This window comes from Micromonospora sp. NBC_00858 (assembly GCF_045207365.1).
Lineage (GTDB): Bacteria > Actinomycetota > Actinomycetes > Mycobacteriales > Micromonosporaceae > Micromonospora.
The window spans coordinates 7047831-7063577 of sequence record NZ_CP108828.1 but is presented as its reverse complement, the minus strand read 5'-3'; the positions used below and the strand labels follow the sequence as shown (position 1 = coordinate 7063577).

The 15747-nt window shown below is 74.9% G+C and carries 12 protein-coding genes and 1 pseudogene; 4 read left to right on the top strand and 9 right to left on the bottom strand.

Annotated features, from left to right (window positions below; all coding sequences use genetic code 11):
- Window positions 1–27 precede the first annotated feature (27 nt).
- The 3 genes and pseudogenes from OG990_RS32885 to OG990_RS32875 all read right to left on the bottom strand — a co-directional run bounded on the left by OG990_RS32885 (window position 28) and on the right by OG990_RS32875 (window position 3323).
- Window positions 28–1539 (bottom strand): pyridoxal phosphate-dependent decarboxylase family protein, encoded by a 1512-nt coding sequence (locus tag OG990_RS32885; RefSeq protein ID WP_406078227.1) that lies wholly within the window; start codon window positions 1537–1539, stop codon window positions 28–30.
- Window positions 1536–2976, bottom strand: a pseudogene (locus OG990_RS32880) (MFS transporter). The gene OG990_RS32885 and the pseudogene OG990_RS32880 overlap by 4 nt, the downstream one beginning before the upstream one ends.
- A 32-nt stretch (window positions 2977–3008) precedes the next feature.
- The gene (locus tag OG990_RS32875) at window positions 3009–3323 is read right to left on the bottom strand and encodes an MGMT family protein (RefSeq protein WP_328420638.1); all 315 of its coding nucleotides are present in this window, start codon (window positions 3321–3323) and stop codon (window positions 3009–3011) included.
- 13 nt (window positions 3324–3336) lie between these two features.
- Between OG990_RS32875 and proB the strand changes: the two genes are divergently transcribed.
- Together proB and OG990_RS32865 are read left to right on the top strand one after the other, a co-directional pair.
- Window positions 3337–4494 carry a glutamate 5-kinase gene (gene proB / locus OG990_RS32870; RefSeq protein ID WP_328420640.1) on the top strand — a complete coding sequence of 386 codons (1158 nt, stop codon included), beginning with the start codon at window positions 3337–3339 and terminating at the stop codon, window positions 4492–4494.
- A gap of 29 nt (window positions 4495–4523) precedes the next feature.
- Window positions 4524–5765, top strand: a complete 1242-nt coding sequence (locus OG990_RS32865) for a glutamate-5-semialdehyde dehydrogenase (protein WP_406078226.1) — start codon at window positions 4524–4526, stop codon at window positions 5763–5765.
- 16 nt (window positions 5766–5781) lie between these two features.
- On the opposite strand, the gene OG990_RS32860 is transcribed toward OG990_RS32865, so the two are convergent.
- From OG990_RS32860 to OG990_RS32835, 6 genes are all read right to left on the bottom strand, one after another.
- Entirely contained in the window at window positions 5782–6669 is an 888-nt protein-coding gene (locus OG990_RS32860) for a prenyltransferase/squalene oxidase repeat-containing protein (RefSeq protein ID WP_406081962.1), read from the bottom strand.
- Window positions 6670–6796: 127 nt separating this feature from the next.
- Window positions 6797–7978 (bottom strand): adenylyltransferase/sulfurtransferase MoeZ, encoded by a 1182-nt coding sequence (moeZ, locus tag OG990_RS32855; protein ID WP_386987895.1) that lies wholly within the window; start codon window positions 7976–7978, stop codon window positions 6797–6799.
- Between the two features lie 122 nt (window positions 7979–8100).
- Window positions 8101–8862: a DUF3152 domain-containing protein gene (locus OG990_RS32850; protein ID WP_406078225.1), complete on the bottom strand. Its 762-nt coding sequence runs from the start codon at window positions 8860–8862 to the stop codon at window positions 8101–8103.
- A gap of 164 nt (window positions 8863–9026) precedes the next feature.
- A complete protein-coding gene (locus OG990_RS32845) occupies window positions 9027–9890 on the bottom strand; it encodes a DUF3152 domain-containing protein (RefSeq protein ID WP_406078224.1) in 864 nt (287 codons plus the stop codon).
- 5 nt (window positions 9891–9895) lie between these two features.
- Window positions 9896–10870: an alpha/beta fold hydrolase gene (locus OG990_RS32840; RefSeq protein WP_406078223.1), complete on the bottom strand. Its 975-nt coding sequence runs from the start codon at window positions 10868–10870 to the stop codon at window positions 9896–9898.
- A 23-nt stretch (window positions 10871–10893) separates the two neighbouring features.
- Entirely contained in the window at window positions 10894–13146 is a 2253-nt protein-coding gene (locus OG990_RS32835; protein WP_406081961.1) for a hypothetical protein, read from the bottom strand.
- A 1601-nt stretch (window positions 13147–14747) separates the two neighbouring features.
- Between OG990_RS32835 and OG990_RS32830 the strand changes: the two genes are divergently transcribed.
- Together OG990_RS32830 and OG990_RS32825 are read left to right on the top strand one after the other, a co-directional pair.
- Window positions 14748–15386 (top strand): TetR/AcrR family transcriptional regulator, encoded by a 639-nt coding sequence (locus OG990_RS32830; protein ID WP_328420650.1) that lies wholly within the window; start codon window positions 14748–14750, stop codon window positions 15384–15386.
- A 64-nt stretch (window positions 15387–15450) separates the two neighbouring features.
- Window positions 15451–15678 (top strand): DUF3107 domain-containing protein, encoded by a 228-nt coding sequence (locus OG990_RS32825; RefSeq protein ID WP_030329796.1) that lies wholly within the window; start codon window positions 15451–15453, stop codon window positions 15676–15678.
- The last annotated feature ends 69 nt before the right edge of the window (window positions 15679–15747 follow it).

Here is a 15747-nt window from a genome sequence, read left to right as displayed (position 1 = left end):
TGGCATGCGGCACGGCCGTCGCTCCCGTCACCAGCTCGGGCGTTGCAGCAGGCCGACGAACTCGACCAGCAGCCGCTCGCGCAGCGCCGGCGGCGCGGCGTCGAGCAGCGTGTTCACCAGCGCCATCCGCTCGGGCAGCGGCCCGAGGCCCGAGTCGCCGTCCGGACCCGGCTCGGCCCCCAGACCCAGCCCGGCGGCCAGGCCGACGACCAACTCCGGGGTCAACGCGTCCGGCGTGAGGGCGCCGACCACGGCGCTCAACTCCGCGGGCAGCCGGACCGGGCCGGCCGCCCGGGCAGCCGCCACCGCGTCGGCCAGGTCCGGCCCGAACTCGGCCACCCGGGGCGCCACCGCGGCGGTCACCGTGAGGTGCACACTGGCCGGCAGGCCGGCGTACGACAACTGCGGCTGGGTGTGCCAGCCGCGCGCGGTCAACTCGTCGACGAGGACGAACAGGTCGGGGCCGCCCTCGGTGCCGGTGAAGCAGACCACGGTGGACTCCGGCTCGGCCATCAGCCGCAGCCCGTCGACCCCGCGCACGGCGGCGGCCAGCCCGGCCACCGCTTCCCGGGTGCGCTCGGCCAGCGCCAGGTACCCGGCGTCGCCGAGGTGCCGCAGGGTCGCGTACGCGGCGGCGATCGGCCCGCCCGAGCGGGTGGAGGCGATCACTGGGTTGATCATCGTGTAGCCGGGCCAGTCCGCGTAGGCGAAGTACTGCGGGGCGCGCAGCGCGGCGTCGCGGTGCAGCAGCACGGACACCCCCTTCGGCGCGTACGCGTACTTGTGCAGGTCGACCGAGATGGAGGTGACCCCGGGTACCGCGAAGTCGAACGCCGGCACCGGGGCACCGAGGCGGCGCAGGTACGGCAGGGTCCAGCCGCCGAAGCAGGCGTCCACGTGGCAGCGCACCCCGGCCTCGGCCGCCGCCGCCGCGATCTCCGCCACCGGGTCCACCACGCCGTGCGCGTACGACGGCGCGGAGCAGGCCACCAGCACCGTCTCCGGGCGGATCGCGGCGGCCATCGCGGCCGGGTCGGGGCGCAGCGTGTCCAGGGAGACCGGCACCACGTCCAGTGCCACCCGCAGGTAGTGCGCCGCCTTGGCGAACGCCGCGTGCGCGCTCGCCGGCACCACGATCCGGGGTGCGGCCAGCTCCGGGTGGGCGTCCCGGGCCGCCTTGACCGCGAGGATCAGTGACTCGGTGCCGCCACTGGTGACACTGCCGACCACGTCCGGGGCGGTCGTGCCCGGCCCACCGCCGAGCACCCGGCCGGCCGCGCCGACCAGCGCGTTCTCCATGGCCAGCAGGGACGGAAACGCGGTCGGGTCCAGCCCGTTGACGTGCGCGCTCTCCCGGTATGCGGCGGCGGCGAGGTCGTCCAGCCCCGGCACCGCCGGGTCGTAGACGTACGCGAACAGCCGCCCGCCGTGGGTCGGCCGATCGCCCGCGCGCAGCTCCCGAACCTCCGCCAACGCGACGTCCGCCGCCACCCCGTCCCGGGACAGCGCCCCGGCCCACACCCTGTTCTCGTCGATCATGGACCTGTGGTGCCCTTCTCGTGACAGTCAATGGCTTTCGTCCCCCACCACAACCCCATGATCGACGCGCCGGTTGTGCGTGGCTGCGGCGAGGAGGGCGGGGGTGAGGGTGTAGCGGCGCAGGAGGAGGACGGGGAGACCTACCAGCAGGGCGGGCAGGACGGTGAAGCCGAGCAGGACGCCGAGGCGGGCGGTGTCAGACTGGGCAGCCGCCGTGCCGGTGTCGGAGGAGACGTAGCCGGAGAACTGGAGCACCAGGCCGTAGATGCCGGGGCCGAGGGCCAGACCGAAGGTCTCCCCGGCGGTCCAGAGGCCGGTGAAGACGCCGGCCTGCCGCCGGCCGGTGCGCGCCGTGTCGTACGCGATGCAGTCCGGCAACATGGCCAGCGCGAACACCTGCTGACCGGCGTAGCCGACGCCGATCACCGCGACCAGGAGATAGACCGCGACCGGCGGCAGCGCCGGCGCGGCGACCAGGGCGAGTGCCCCGGCGGCGAGGATCAGCGCGGCGGCGACCAGGGCGGCTCGCTTACCCAGCCTGGCGCCCACCCGGGTCCAGAGCGGCATCACCAGCAGCGCCGGCCCGACGAAGCAGACGAAGAGCAGGGTCGGGCCGCTCTGCTCGTCGCGCAGGATCTGCCCGGCGAAGTAGTTGACCCCGGCCAGGATGGTCGCCACCCCGGCGGACTGCACCACGAAGCAGATCAGCAGCGCCCGGAACGGCCGGTTGGCGCCGGCCACGGCGAGCTGGGCGCGCAGCGTCGGCTCGCTGCCGCCCACCGTGCCGGTCGGGGCGGACCGGGTGCCGAAGAACGCGCCGACGGCGCCGAGGGCGATCAGCACCGCCACGAACAGGCCCATCCACCGGTGCCCGGGCAGGCCGTCACCGCTCGCGGTCACCACCAGCGGGGCGACCGCGCCGGAGACCAGGATGGCCAGTGCCAGCACGGCGATCCGCCAGGTCATCAGCCGGGTACGTTCGGCGTAGTCGTCGGTCAGCTCCGCCGGCATCGCCACGTACGGCACCTGGAAGAAGGCGAACGCGGTGGCGGTGGCGAGGAAGGCGAGCGCCACGTACGCCGGGGCGGCCGGGCCGTTGCCGAACGGCGCGGCGAAGATGGCCGCGAAGAGCACGGCGAGGGCGAGGCCGGCGACGAGCAGGTACGGCCGGCGGGCACCCCAGCGCGACCGGGTGCGGTCGGAGATTCGCCCGGCGACCGGGTTGACCAGCACGTCCCATGCCTTGGGCAGCAGCACCAGAAGGGCGGCCACCCCGGCGGCGACGCCCAGCGTGTCGGTCAGGTACGGCAGCAGCAGCAGACCGGGCACCGTGCCGAACGCGCCGGTGGCCAGTGAGCCGAGCGAGTACCCGGCGTGCACCGACCGGGGCAGCGGACCGGCGGCGGGCGAGCCGGCGTCACCCGGCGGCGGGTTCATGGGGCCGAATGTTACTCACGTTATGGCGCCGGTCACATCCCCTCATCCGGCGACCAACCCGCGGCCCGGATGTCCACGCCCTCGCCGCGCAGCGGTGCCCCCTCGGCGCGCAGCCGGGCCCGCGCCTCCCGCTCGTGCCCCGGGGGCAGCCGACCGGCGGAGGTGACCACCCGGTGCCAGGGCACCGAGCCGCCGTGCCGGGCCATGATGCTGCCCACCAGCCGGGCCGACGCACGGCCGGAGCGCTCGGCGAGCGCGTCGGCCACCGCGCCGTACGACATCACCCGCCCGGGCGGGATCCGCTCGACCAGGTCCAGCACCGCCTCGACGTACTCGTCCGGAGTCACAGTCCGCCACGATATGGGAACGCGACCGGGCCGCGCCGCACCGACCACGCAGAATGGGCGGGTGCGCGACGCAGTCACGGCGGCCCGACGGGTCGTCGTCAAGATCGGATCCTCCTCGTTGACCACCGCCAGCGGCGGGCTGGCCGACGAGCGGGTCGACGCGCTGGTCGACGCTCTCGGCAGGCTCGCCGCCGAGGGGCGCGAGGTGGTGCTGGTCTCCTCGGGCGCCATCGCCGCCGGCCTGTCCCCGCTCGGGCTGGCCCGACGCCCGCGCGACCTGGCCACCCAGCAGGCCGCCGCCAGCGTCGGGCAGGGCCTGCTGATCGGCCGGTACGCGGCCAGCTTCGCCCGGCACCGGCTGACCGTCGGGCAGGTGCTGCTCACCGTCGACGACGTGACCCGACGGGCGCACTATCGCAACGCGTACCGCACCCTGCGCAAGCTGCTCGATTTGCGCGCGGTGCCGATCGTCAACGAGAACGACACGGTGGCCACCGACGAGATCCGGTTCGGTGACAACGACCGGCTGGCCGCGCTGGTGGCCGCGCTGGTGCACGCCGATCTGCTGCTGCTCCTCTCCGACGTGGACGCACTCTGGACCGGCGATCCGGCCCGCCCGCACTCGACGCGGATCGCGGAGGTCCGCGACGAGGCCGACCTCGCCGGGGTCGCCATCGGCAAAGCCGGCCGTTCCGGGGTCGGCACCGGCGGCATGGTGACCAAGGTCGAGGCCGCCCGGATCGCCACCGGCTTCGGCATCCCGGTGGTGCTCACCGCCGCCGACCTGGCCGCCCCGGCGCTGGCCGGCGAGCCGGTCGGCACGCTGTTCCACCCGCAACGGCAGCGCCCGGCGGCCCGGCTGTTCTGGCTCGCCCACGCCACCTCACCACGGGGGCGGCTGCACCTCGACCCGGGCGCGGTTGCCGCCGTCGTCGGGCGGCGCAAGTCGCTGCTGCCGGCTGGCATCACCGCCGTGGACGGGACGTTCACCGCCGGCGACCCGGTCGACCTGGTGGACACCGCCGGCGCGCCGGTCGCCCGAGGGCTGGTCAACTACGACGCGGTGGAGCTGCCCGGGCTGCTCGGTCGCTCCACCTCCGAACTCGCCGCGGCGCTCGGCCCGGCGTACGAACGGGAGGTCGTCCACCGCGACGACCTCGTACTGCTGTGAGCAGCTTGTCATCACGTGAGGAGTGCAGGATGAGCGTCGTCGAGCAGGCCCGACGGGCGCGGGACGCCGCCGCGGAACTGGCCGTGGCGACGCGTACCGCCAAGGACGCCGCGCTGGCCGCGATGGCCGACGCCCTGGTGACGCGTACCCCGGAGATCCTCGCCGCCAACGAGACGGACCTGGCGGCCGGCCGGGACGCCGGGCTGACTGCGGCCGTGCTGGACCGGCTCGCCCTCGACGCGGGCCGCGTGGCCGGCATCGCCGACGCGCTGCGCCAGATGGCCGCGCTACCCGACCCGGTCGGCGAGGTGGTCCGCGGCTCGACCCTGCCCAACGGCCTGGAACTGCGCCAGATCCGGGTGCCGTTCGGGGTGGTCGGCATCATCTACGAGGCGCGTCCCAACGTGACCGTGGACGCGGCCGGGATCTGCCTCAAGTCCGGCAACGCGGCGCTGCTGCGCGGGTCGTCCTCGGCCGCGCACTCCAACGCGGCGCTGGTCGCGGTGCTGCGCGACGCGGTCGCCGGGGCGGGGCTGCCGGCCGACGCGGTGCAGCTGCTCGACGCCAGCTCCCGCGAGTCGGTCAAGGAGCTGATGCGCGCCCGAGGGCTGGTCGACGTGCTCATCCCGCGCGGCGGCGCGTCACTGATCCGCACCGTGGTCGAGGAGTCGACCGTGCCGGTGATCGAGACCGGGGTGGGCAACTGCCACGTCTACGTGGACGCCGCCGCCGACGTGGCGAAGGCCGTCGCGGTGACGCTGAACGCCAAGACCCAGCGGCTGTCCACCTGCAACACCGCCGAGTCGCTGCTGGTGCACGCGGACGTCGCGGACGCGTTCCTGCCGCCGATGCTGGCCGCGTTCGCCGAGGCCGGCGTGACCGTGCACGGTTCGCCCGAGGTCGCGGGACACTCCGCCGCCGTGGTCCCGGCCACCGAGGAGGACTACGCCACCGAGTATCTCTCCGCGGACATCTCCGTCGCGGTGGTCGACTCGCTGGACGCGGCGGTCGCGCACATCCGGCGCTACGGCACCGGGCACACCGAGGCGATCCTCACCGACTCGGCGAACGCCGCCCGCGAGTTCGTCGCCCGGGTGGACGCGGCGGCGGTCATGGTGAACGCCTCGACGCGGTTCACCGACGGCGGCGAGTTCGGCTTCGGCGCGGAGATCGGCATCTCCACGCAGAAGCTGCACGCCCGCGGCCCGATGGGCCTGCCCGAGCTGACCAGCACCAAGTACGTGGTCACCGGGGACGGGCACCTGCGCTAGCGGTTTTGGCCGCGCCTCAGCCGGCCGGCGCCGGCCGGCAGGCCCGGATGGCGGAGAGGGTCGAGTGCACGTCGAACTGGTGCCCGTCGTCGCTCTCCCAGCCGCCGTCGCTGCGCTGGGTCTCGGCCAGCCGGCGAAGCGCCCGCACCATGATCCAGTCCTGCGGGTCGATGCCGACCCGGCGCAGCGTGGCCGCCAGCCAGGCCACGTCCCCCGGTGACATCCCGGGCATCCGCTCGGCGAGCACCACCTGGATCCGCGCCGACTCCTGGAACATGTCCTGCCGGTGCAGCACCGCCGCGCTCAGCCAACCGGCGGCCAGGAAGGACGGCCAACTGCCGTCGGGGCGCAGCCGCTTGGCGAGCGACTGGGCCGCCCCCTGCACCACCCCGGCGTACGCCCCGCCGACCCGGTGATCGAGCGGACCGGCGGCACGGGCGTCCAGGCCGGCGACGGTGAGCCAGAAGCCGGCGTTGGCGGTGAGGAAGAGCCCCGCCTCCGGGTCGCCGGGGCGGGCCCACTCCGGAGCCGACCCGGCCAGCGAGGGGTCCTCCTCCCAGCCCCCGTCGGGCTGCTGCCGGGACGCCAGCCAGTCCAGCGCCCGGCGCGCGGCGGGACGGCCGAGCGCCCCCAGGTCGTCCAGCTCGGCGAGCCGAAAGCAGGTGGCGTCGATCGAGGCCATCTCGCCGCCCCAGGTCGCCGGCCAGCCGCCGTCGGGAGCCGGGGCGACCTCGACCGTCTCCAGCAGCTCGGCGGGCACCGGCGTGCCGTTGAGCAGCCAGGAGAGGCGGGCGCGTTCGACCGCATCTCCGTGCGCCACGACGAACCCGATCGCGGCTTCCAAGTCGACCACGGCGGAGACGCTACCTGCGCAGACACGATTCCGCCTCGGGGAATCGGCCAGCCGGGAATGGCTGCGTCGCTCCGCTCGGAGGGCTGCTCGGGGTCACTTGCGTCGATTCGCCGGCGGACGGCGTCGGCCAGGCCACGCCGGAGCCGGGGCTGCGGTGTGCGCCGCCCCGGCCGGCCGGTCAGTACGCGGGCAGCGAGGGGTCGATCTGCTTGATCCAGGAAAGCACGCCGCCCTGCACGTGCACGGCGTCGCGGAACCCGGCCGCCTTGAGCGCGGCGAGCGCCTCCGCGGAGCGGACACCGGACTTGCAGTGCAGCACGATCTGGCGGTCCTGCGGCAGCTGGGCCAGCGCCTCGCCCGAGATGATGTCGCCCTTGGGGATCAGGGTGGCGCCGGGGATCCGAACGATCTCGTACTCGGCCGGCTCCCGGACGTCGACCAGGAAGATGTCCTTGTCGGCGTCCTGCCACTCCTTGAGCTCCAACGCGGTGATGGTCGAGTCGACCACCGCCTCCTGGGCCTCGTCGGAGACCGCGCCGCAGAAGTCCTCGTAGTCCTCCAACAGGTCGGTGACCGTCGGGTTCTCGCCGCAGAGTGCGCAGTTCGGGTCCTTGCGAACCTTGATCTTGCGGTACTCCATCTCCAGGGCGTCGTAGACCATCAGCCGGCCGACCAGCGGCTCACCGATGCCGGTGAGCAGCTTGATCGCCTCGTTCACCTGGATCGAGCCGATCGACGCGCAGAGCACACCGAGCACGCCGCCCTCGGCGCAGGACGGGACCATGCCGGGCGGCGGCGGCTCCGGATAGAGGCACCGGTAGCAGGGGCCGTGCTCGGCCCAGAACACCGATGCCTGGCCGTCGAAGCGGTAGATCGAGCCCCAGACGTACGGCTTGCCGAGCAGCACCGCCGCGTCGTTGACCATGTACCGGGTGGCGAAGTTGTCGGTGCCGTCGACGATCAGGTCGTACTGGGCGAAGATCTCACGGACGTTCTCCCGGTCCAGCGCGGTGTTGTGGATCTCCACGTTGACCAGCGGGTTGATCTCGCGGATCGAGGCGGCGGCGGACTCGGCCTTGGACCGGCCGACGTCGGACACGCCGTGGATGATCTGGCGCTGGAGGTTGGACTCGTCGACGGTGTCGAAGTCGATGATGCCGAGCGTGCCGACCCCGGCCGCGGCGAGATACATCAGGGCGGGCGAGCCGAGGCCACCGGCGCCGACACAGAGCACCCGGGCGTTCTTCAACCGCTTCTGCCCGGTCACCCCGACGTCCGGGATGATCAGGTGGCGGGAGTAGCGGCGGATCTCGTCAACGGTCAGCTCGGCGGCGGGCTCGACGAGCGGGGGCAACGACACGGTGGACTCCCCGGGATCGGCGGTGTGAACCGCGCCATTGTTGCTCGCCGGGGCACCGCTCGGCCATGAGGGAGGACACGTGGCCCGCAATGCGGGAGGGGAATAACCGACGGACTCATCGATCAGGGGACGAGGTCCCCCGCGTACCGGCGGCCGTCGAGGTAGGGCCAGGCGTTGGCGACGCAGCCCTCCAGGCCGTACGTCTGCTGCTGCATCACCGGCGCCGGCTGGCCCGGGCCCGGGCAGCCCTCGTGCTCCTCACCGAACTCGTGGCCCACCTCGTGGTTGATCACGTAGGTGCGGTACGTCTCCAGCGGCGCGCCGTAGTCGGGGACCGCCTCCATCCAGCGGGCCAGATTGATGATGACCTGGCCGGGGAGCCGGCAGGAGGTGTACCGCTCGGTGGTCAGCCCGCCCTCGGCGCACATCCGCTCGGAGGTGACCGGGGTGGCCAGGTAGATCGTGAAGTCGGCGGCCCCCGCATCGGCCACCCGCTGCACGCGCAGCTCACCGGAGGCGATCCAGCTGCGCGGGTCGATCAGCGCCTCGTCCACCGTGCCGGCGAAGGCGTCGGCGTCCTGGCCGGTGCCGTGCTCGACCACGACCCGGTAACGGCGCAGCGGCCCGTCCTCGCCGTACACCGAGGTCTCACCGTCGGCCGCGGTGAACCGTCCCGCGCCGACCGACGGGTAGCTGGTGGGCGCCGGGTGCGCGCCCGCTCCCCCGCCGTGACCCACCCGGCCCTGGGTGGCGGCGGGCGCCTCGGCTGGCGGTTCGCCGCCCCACGTCAGCGTCACTCCGGCGCCGACGGCGAGCACGACCACCAGACCGAGCAGCAGACTGCGGCGGCGTCGCCGGCGCATCCGGAACAGCGCAGGCCGCACGCCCGACGCCCGGTATGCGGGTCGGCCGGGCGATTCGGGCGGGCCGTAAGGGGACGACGGCGTCATGACGTCCAGCCTGCCAGATTAATCGGGCATTTCTCCGCTTTCACCGCTAATAACGCAAGACACCTTATAAAGGCGTCGATTGGGTGCCGTGGAGGCGCTCAGAGCGGAGGACCGGCGTAGCGGCGACCGTCCAGGTACGGCCACGGATTCACCCGGCACCCGTGCAGGAAGAGGGTCTGCTGCATCATCACCGGCGCTGGCCGACCGGAGCCCGGGCAGCGCTCGTGCCGGTGCCCCAACTGGTGGCCCACCTCGTGGTTGACCACGTACGTCCGGTAGACCGACAGCGGCACACCGGCCTGGACGTAGTGCGGCACGGACAGCCGCCACCGATCCAGATTGATGATCACCCTGCCCGGCGTCCGGCAGGACGTGTACGGCCGGCCGCCGACCCGGATGTCCACCCCGCCGTCGGCGCACATCCGGCCCGCCGTACGGGCCGTGGCCAGGTAGACGGTGAAGTCCCGGGGTGAGCCCCCGGGCACCTGCTGCAACCGCAGCCGGCCGCTGTCGACCCAACTGCCCGGCCCGGCGAGCGCCGTCTGGACCGCCTCCCCGAACGCGGCGGCGTCCTCGCCACTGCCGGACTCGACCGCCACCCGATAGCGCCGCAGCTCTCCCGCGCGGCCCAGCACCGGGCCGGCGCGGTCGTCGTAACCGAACCGGCCGGTGCCGGCGGTCGGCACCGCCCCGGACAGCCGCAGCACCGGGGACGGGCTCGGCGGCGCGGCAGGCGACGGGTCGGCCGACGGTCGCAGCGGCGCCGCCAGCAGGGGAGGCGGTGCGGCCGGCGACGGTGTGCGGATCTCCTCAGCGGCCAGCCGCTCGGCGCCGGGGTGCCCGCCCGGCCCTTCGGCAATCACGGAAACCGCCGCGCCAACGGCCAGCACCACGGCCACCAGTTGGGCGATCAACGCGAATCGCCGCTGACGGTGACCGGGGCGGCGGGCGGGGGTCGGCACCCGGTTCAGCCTGCCAGATCAGGCCGCCGGGCGGTCTCCTCCGTTTCGGCGAGCAGGCCGACCACCGCCCGGGCCACCAGTCGGGGCACCTCCAGTTGCGCCACGTGACCGACGCCGTCGAGCATCAGCAGCCGGCTGTCCGGGATGGTCCGGGCGGTCTGCGGCGCGACCCGCACGTCGACCAGCCGGTCCTGCCGGCCGCCCACCACCAGGGTCGGCGCGCGCACCGCCGCGGCGAGCCGCCACAGCGAGCCCGGCCCCGGCAGGTACGACCGCAGGAAGCTGGAGACCAACCCGCGGAACGTCCGGACGTACGCAGAGGCGTAGTGCTCCGCCTCGTAGCGCACCAGGATCTCCTCCAGCGCCTCGGCACGACGCTGCTCGCAGATCCGGCTGAGGTCGGCGACGCAGGCCTCCAGGACCTGCTCAGCCATGACCTCGGGGGCGAGCTGGGTGAGCCGCCAGGCGACCAACCGTTCACCCCCGGGGATGGCCAGCACCGGCAGCATCCGCCCCTGCAACGAACGACGGAAATCCAGGAACGGCAGCGCAGGAGAGATCAGGGTGAGGGTACGGACCAGGTCGGGCCGGAGCCCGGCCACCTGGACCGCGACCGCACCGCCCAGGGAGTTGCCGAACAGGTGCACCGGCCCTCGACCGGAGTGCTCGATCCAGCGGACCACCAGATCGGCGAAGGCCGGAATGGTGTAGCGGCGGCCCGGCTCGCTGCGGCCGAACCCGGGCAGGTCGATGGCCTGGCCGTCCAGCCGGTCGGCGAGCATCCCGGCCAGGTCGGTCCAGTTCTGCGACGAGCCGCCCAGCCCGTGCACGTACAGCGCCGGCTCCGCGCCGACGGCGGTGGCCGGGGTGTCCCGCACGTACGTGACCACGCCGTCGAGGCGGACCTCCCGACCCGGCCACGGCGGCGGGACCCGGTCCTCGGGAAGGAGATGGTCCGGCCAGAGGGTGGCGCGCTTCATCGCTCCAGTCTGCCCTGGACCACTCAGGACAGCAGCGCTTCCAGCCTTCGGTTGACCGCCGCCAGCGTCGCACGGACCACCGCCTGTCGCGGGTCACCGGCGACCAGGGCCGAGCCGGCGAGCTGCTCGACCCAGCCGTCACAGACCAGCAGCACCACCACGGTGGCCACCTCGCAGTTGCCGAACGGCACCACCGCCGCGTGCTCGACGAAGCAGCGCCCCCGCTCGGCGTTCTCGGCGCCGCGCAGCAACTCGTCCACGGCTGCGGCCGCGGCGACCGCGCAGAGCCGCAGCACGTAGCCGTCGACCGCCGGCCCGGTGGCGTACCCGGCGGCACTCTCGCCGCCGGCCAGCAGCCGGACCTCCACGTTCGCGTCCAGGCCGAAGGTGCTGACCTGGACGTGGTCGATCACCACCCGCGGCCCCGGCGCGCCGCCGGTGTCCAGCGGTCGGGACGGTGCCGACTCCGTCGTGGTCACCTGACCACCGGAGTACGACGTACCGGCCGTCGCCGGACTGCCGGTTGCCGCGCCAGCGGGCGCGGCCGAGACCGAGCCCGGCTCCTCCACCGTGGCGCGACCCCGGTGCGGGGCGCTCGGCCGGCGCCGACGCGAGCCGTCCGCCCCGACCTCCTGCTCAGGGCCTACGGGCGTGGCCTCGACCCGACCACCCGACGGCCGACCGACCGTGGGCGACCCGGTGGGCAGCACCTCGCCGGTACGGAGTTCCGCACCGGCGTCGCGCGGCTCGGCGCTCCGGGGGTCGGCGCTCCGGGGCTCCGGGGTACGCCGCTCGGCGGCCCGGGGCTCGACAGCCCGACGGCGGACCGGCGGGACCGGCGTGGTCGGCGGGCCGGGCAGGTTCTGCGGTGCGGCGGCCAGCCCCATCCGCTCCTGAAGCAGCCGGGCCACCTGTCGGCTCACCTCGGCCGGGTCGGCGCCGTCGGACAGGTCCAGCCGGAGACTGTGCGCGCCGGCCGGGGTACGGCGCAGCGCCGCGTCGCGTACGCCGGCAACTTCCCGAACGGCGTCCAGGATGGCGTTGACGTCGAACCCCTCGGGGCGCTCCCGCAGCGGTGCGGGTTCGTCGTCGCGGCGCAGGTGGGTGGCGATGCGGGCGAGCTCAGGGGTTTCTGCGGGTGGCTCCACGGCTGGCGGCTCCGGCACGACGGGCACGTCCGGTTCCGCAGGGACGCGCTGCGGCAGCACCGCCAACGTCGGGTCCGACGACCGACCGTCGTCGGCCGGTTCGGTCGGCGACGCCGGGTCGGGGGCGGATCGGCGAGCCGCGTAGGGAGGGGCGCTCGTCGGGGCGGGCGCGGGTGAGGTCCGGTCGCGGCGCCCGGGCCCGCTCGTAGCAGGGGCGACACCGGTCGAGGTCGGCGGGATGGCTGCTGGTGACGTGCCGGTCGCCGAGGGAGCTGAGCGGGACGGCTCGACCGGGGACGGCAGGGGCGGCTCAGGAGTCTCCGACCGAAGCCGGAACGGTGCGGCCGGCCGGGCTTCGGGCCGGAGCGGGCCGGACGGCTCATCCGCGCCGCTCGCGCGGGGCGTGCTCGCCGACCGACTGACCGGCCAGGAAGGGCGCTCGGTCGGGGTGCCAGCCGGAATGCGTCCCTCGGACCAGTCGGGTCGCTCGGCCCGCATCGGGGTCGTCGGGGTCGGGGTCGGGGTCGTCGGGGCCGTCGGCGACCCGCCGGCCCAGGAGGGCCGCTCCCTCAGCAGCGCCGGTCCGGCCGGGGCCGGTGGCGCGTCGGCCAGCACCGGAGGTGGTCCGGCCGACGCCTCGGGCGGCGCCGGTGGCGGTGCTTCGGTCTGCGCAGGGTCGGCCCAGGACGGCCGCTGGACAGGGGGCGCACTGGTGGGCGCAGGGTCGCCGGCCCGGGCTGGCGGGCCGCTGGCCGGGGTCGACCCGCCAGTCGGGGCTGATTCGCCAGTCAAGGACGGGCGCGACGGCCGGGCGCTGGCCGGCGTCGGGTCCGAACCGCCGGCCCAGGACGGCCGGCCGGGCGGCGCGGCACTGGTCGGGGCCGGACCGGCCCAGGACGGCGGGGACGGCGGGCCGCTGGTGGGCGCCGGGTCCGGACCGCCGGCCCAGGACGGCCGATCGGCGCGTGCGGCACTGCTCGGCGCGGAATCGGCCCGGGAGGGCCGCTCGGCCGGTGGGCCGCTGGTCGGAGCGGACCCGCCGGCCCAGGAGGGGCGATCGGCCGGTGGGCCACTGGTCGGAGCGGACCCGCCCGCCCAGGAGGGGCGATCGGCCGGTGGGCCGCTGATCGGCGTGGGGCCGCCGGCCCAGGAGGGGCGATCGGTGGCGGGCGGCGCAGCGCGCGGCACCGGTGGCCCGCTGGTCGGTGTCGGGTCCGCGCCGCCAGCCCGGAGCGACCGATCGGCCGGCGGGACAGCGGTCGGCGCCGAACCGGCCCAGGACGGGCGGTCCGTCGGCGGCGCGCTGGTCGGCTCGGCTGTCGGCCCACCCGCCCAGGAAGGCCGGTCCGCCGGTCCGGCCTCGGACGACGAACTCGGGTCTGTGCTCGTAGGGCTCGTCGCAGGGCGTCCGCCCGCCCAGGAGGGGCGATCGGCCGGGCCGCGCTTGGCGACCCGCTCCGGTGACGCCTCGGGCTCAGGTTCGTCTCGGGCGATGTCGCGCCCGCGCGGCGGGTCGACGCGTACGGGCTCGTAGGGGCGGGGTGACTCCACGCGCGCCGGCTCGTACGGCCGGTTGGGCTCGGCGGCCAAGCCCGGCGCGGGCTCGTCCCGGGCCGGGCGGCCAACCGGCTCGCCATCCTGCCGCGACCAGGGCGGGGCCCAGCCGCTGCCCCAGCTCGGGCGGCTCCAGCTCGGCCCGGACCAGTCCGGCTCGATGGTCGGAGGCTCACCGGCCCGGGGCACGTCCCCGCCGCGGTCGCCCCTGGCGGCGCGACCCGGATCGGAGTCCTCGGCGTGCCCGGCCCTGTCCGGGGTGCGTCCCGGCTCAGCCGACGCGTCCGGGGTGAGCGGATCCCGCCAGCCGCGCGGCGCGGCCGGCGGTTCGTCGGTGGCCAGCCGCTCGGCGGTGGGCGCGTGGAAGCCGGGCGGGACCTCGAAGCCCGAGGCGGCGGTGCCGACGGGCGGCACCTGGACGTCCGGCGGCGCCGAGGTCGGCAGACCGGGCTCGGCCCAGCGGGCGCTGTGGCCGCCGGCCGGGTCCGCAGTGGAGTGCGGGGCGGGGCCGGTGTCGGGCTCGCCGGTCCCCTGCTCCGGCGGCGGTGCGGGGCGCTGGGCGGGCACCACCAGCCGGTCGCCGGCCTGGTCGGGCCGGTCCTCGGCGGTCAACCCGGGCGGCGCGCTCACCGGCGCGGGCCGGCCCGCCGAGGGCTCGGCGCCAGGGTGGCGGACGCCATTGGCCTCGGCACCGGGGCGGCGGACGCCGTTGGCCTCGGTGCCTGCGTGGCGGACGCCGTTGGCGTGGTGGCCGTTGACCCGGGCCGGCGGCTGGAGGTCGTCGGGCAGCCCGGACACAGGTGGCGGCAGGTCGCCGTGTCGCGAGGAAGAGGTGCGCCAACCGGACGCGGGGTCGGGCTGCCAACGCGGTGTCTGCTCCTGGGCACCCTCGTGCTCGGCAGCGCGGGACCATCCGCCCGCCGAGGGCGCCCACCCGCTGACGGGACGGCCCGGGTCGTCGTGCTGACCCGCTCCGTCGCCGTGCTCTCCCGGGGTGGGGACTCCGGGTTGCCCTGTTTCACTCACCGCGCGCTCCTTGGTCGCCCTCGCTGAGGCTACCGTGTGGTGACAGTGGCGATAAGTTACAGCGGCGGGCCATTTCCACGACGCGGGTCACGGGCTTCGCCCGGTCTGGGGGGAAAATGCCGGCTCGTACGCAGAACTCGGAGGAACCCATGACCGCTGCGGGCAACGGTGCGCAGACCGCCGGCAGGCCCACCCGCCTGCCTCGTTCCGCGCGCCGCAAGCAGTTGCTGGCGGCGGCGCAGGAGGTTTTCGTCGCGCAGGGCTACCACGCCGCCGCGATGGACGACATCGCCGAGCGGGCCGGGGTCTCCAAGCCGGTGCTCTATCAGCACTTCCCGGGAAAGATGGATCTCTACCTGGCTCTGCTGGACACGCACTGTGACGCCATCGTCGCCAAGGTGCACGACGCGATGCGCGGCACCAACGACAACAAGGAGCGGGTCGGCGCGTCGGTGCGGGCGTACTTCGACTTCGTCGATCACGAGAGCGAGGCGTTCCGGCTCGTCTTCGAGTCGGACCTGCGCAACGACCCAGCGGTGCGGCAACGCGTCGAGCGGGTCGAGCAGGGCTGCATCGCCGCGATCACCGACACCATCATCTCCGACACCGGGGTGAGCCGGGCGCACGCCGAGCTGCTCGCCTCCGGGCTGGTCGGTGCGGCCGAGACGGCGGCGCAGTTCTGGCTGGCCGGCGGCCGGCAGGTGCCGAAGGCCGAGGCCGAGGCGTTGGTGGCCGCGTTGTCCTGGCGGGGCATCGCGAGCTTCCCGCTGCAAGGTGAGTCAGCCTGACCACTGCCCCCGTGATCGGATAGCCTTCGCAGGGCGGTTCTTTCGCCCCAGTTGAGGAGGCACAGTGGAGGTCAAGATCGGCGTGCAGTACGCGCCGCGCGAGCTGGTTCTGGACAGCGCGCAGTCGCCGGCCGAGATCGAGCAGATCGTGACCGACGCCTTCGCCGGCAACGGCGGCACGCTCTCCCTGACCGACGAGAAGGGCCGGCGGGTCATCGTGCCGGTCGAGAAGGTCGCGTACGTCGAGATCGCCGAAGCGTCGCCCCGGGCGGTCGGTTTCACCGTCCGCTGACCGGTCCGGCCGTCGCGGCAGGTCGGCGCTGGCCCACCTGCCGCGGGCCGGCACCGCACCCGGCGGCCC

Bases quoted from the DNA above. Each gene is read 5' to 3' on its own strand.
- OG990_RS32885 (WP_406078227.1), bottom strand. From the start codon at position 1,539: ATGATCGACGAGAACAGGGTGTGGGCCGGGGCGCTGTCCCGGGACGGG.
- proB (WP_328420640.1), top strand. From the start codon at position 3,337: ATGGGAACGCGACCGGGCCGCGCCGCACCGACCACGCAGAATGGGCGG.
- OG990_RS32865 (WP_406078226.1), top strand. From the start codon at position 4,524: ATGAGCGTCGTCGAGCAGGCCCGACGGGCGCGGGACGCCGCCGCGGAA.
- OG990_RS32840 (WP_406078223.1), bottom strand. From the start codon at position 10,870: ATGAAGCGCGCCACCCTCTGGCCGGACCATCTCCTTCCCGAGGACCGG.
- OG990_RS32830 (WP_328420650.1), top strand. From the start codon at position 14,748: ATGACCGCTGCGGGCAACGGTGCGCAGACCGCCGGCAGGCCCACCCGC.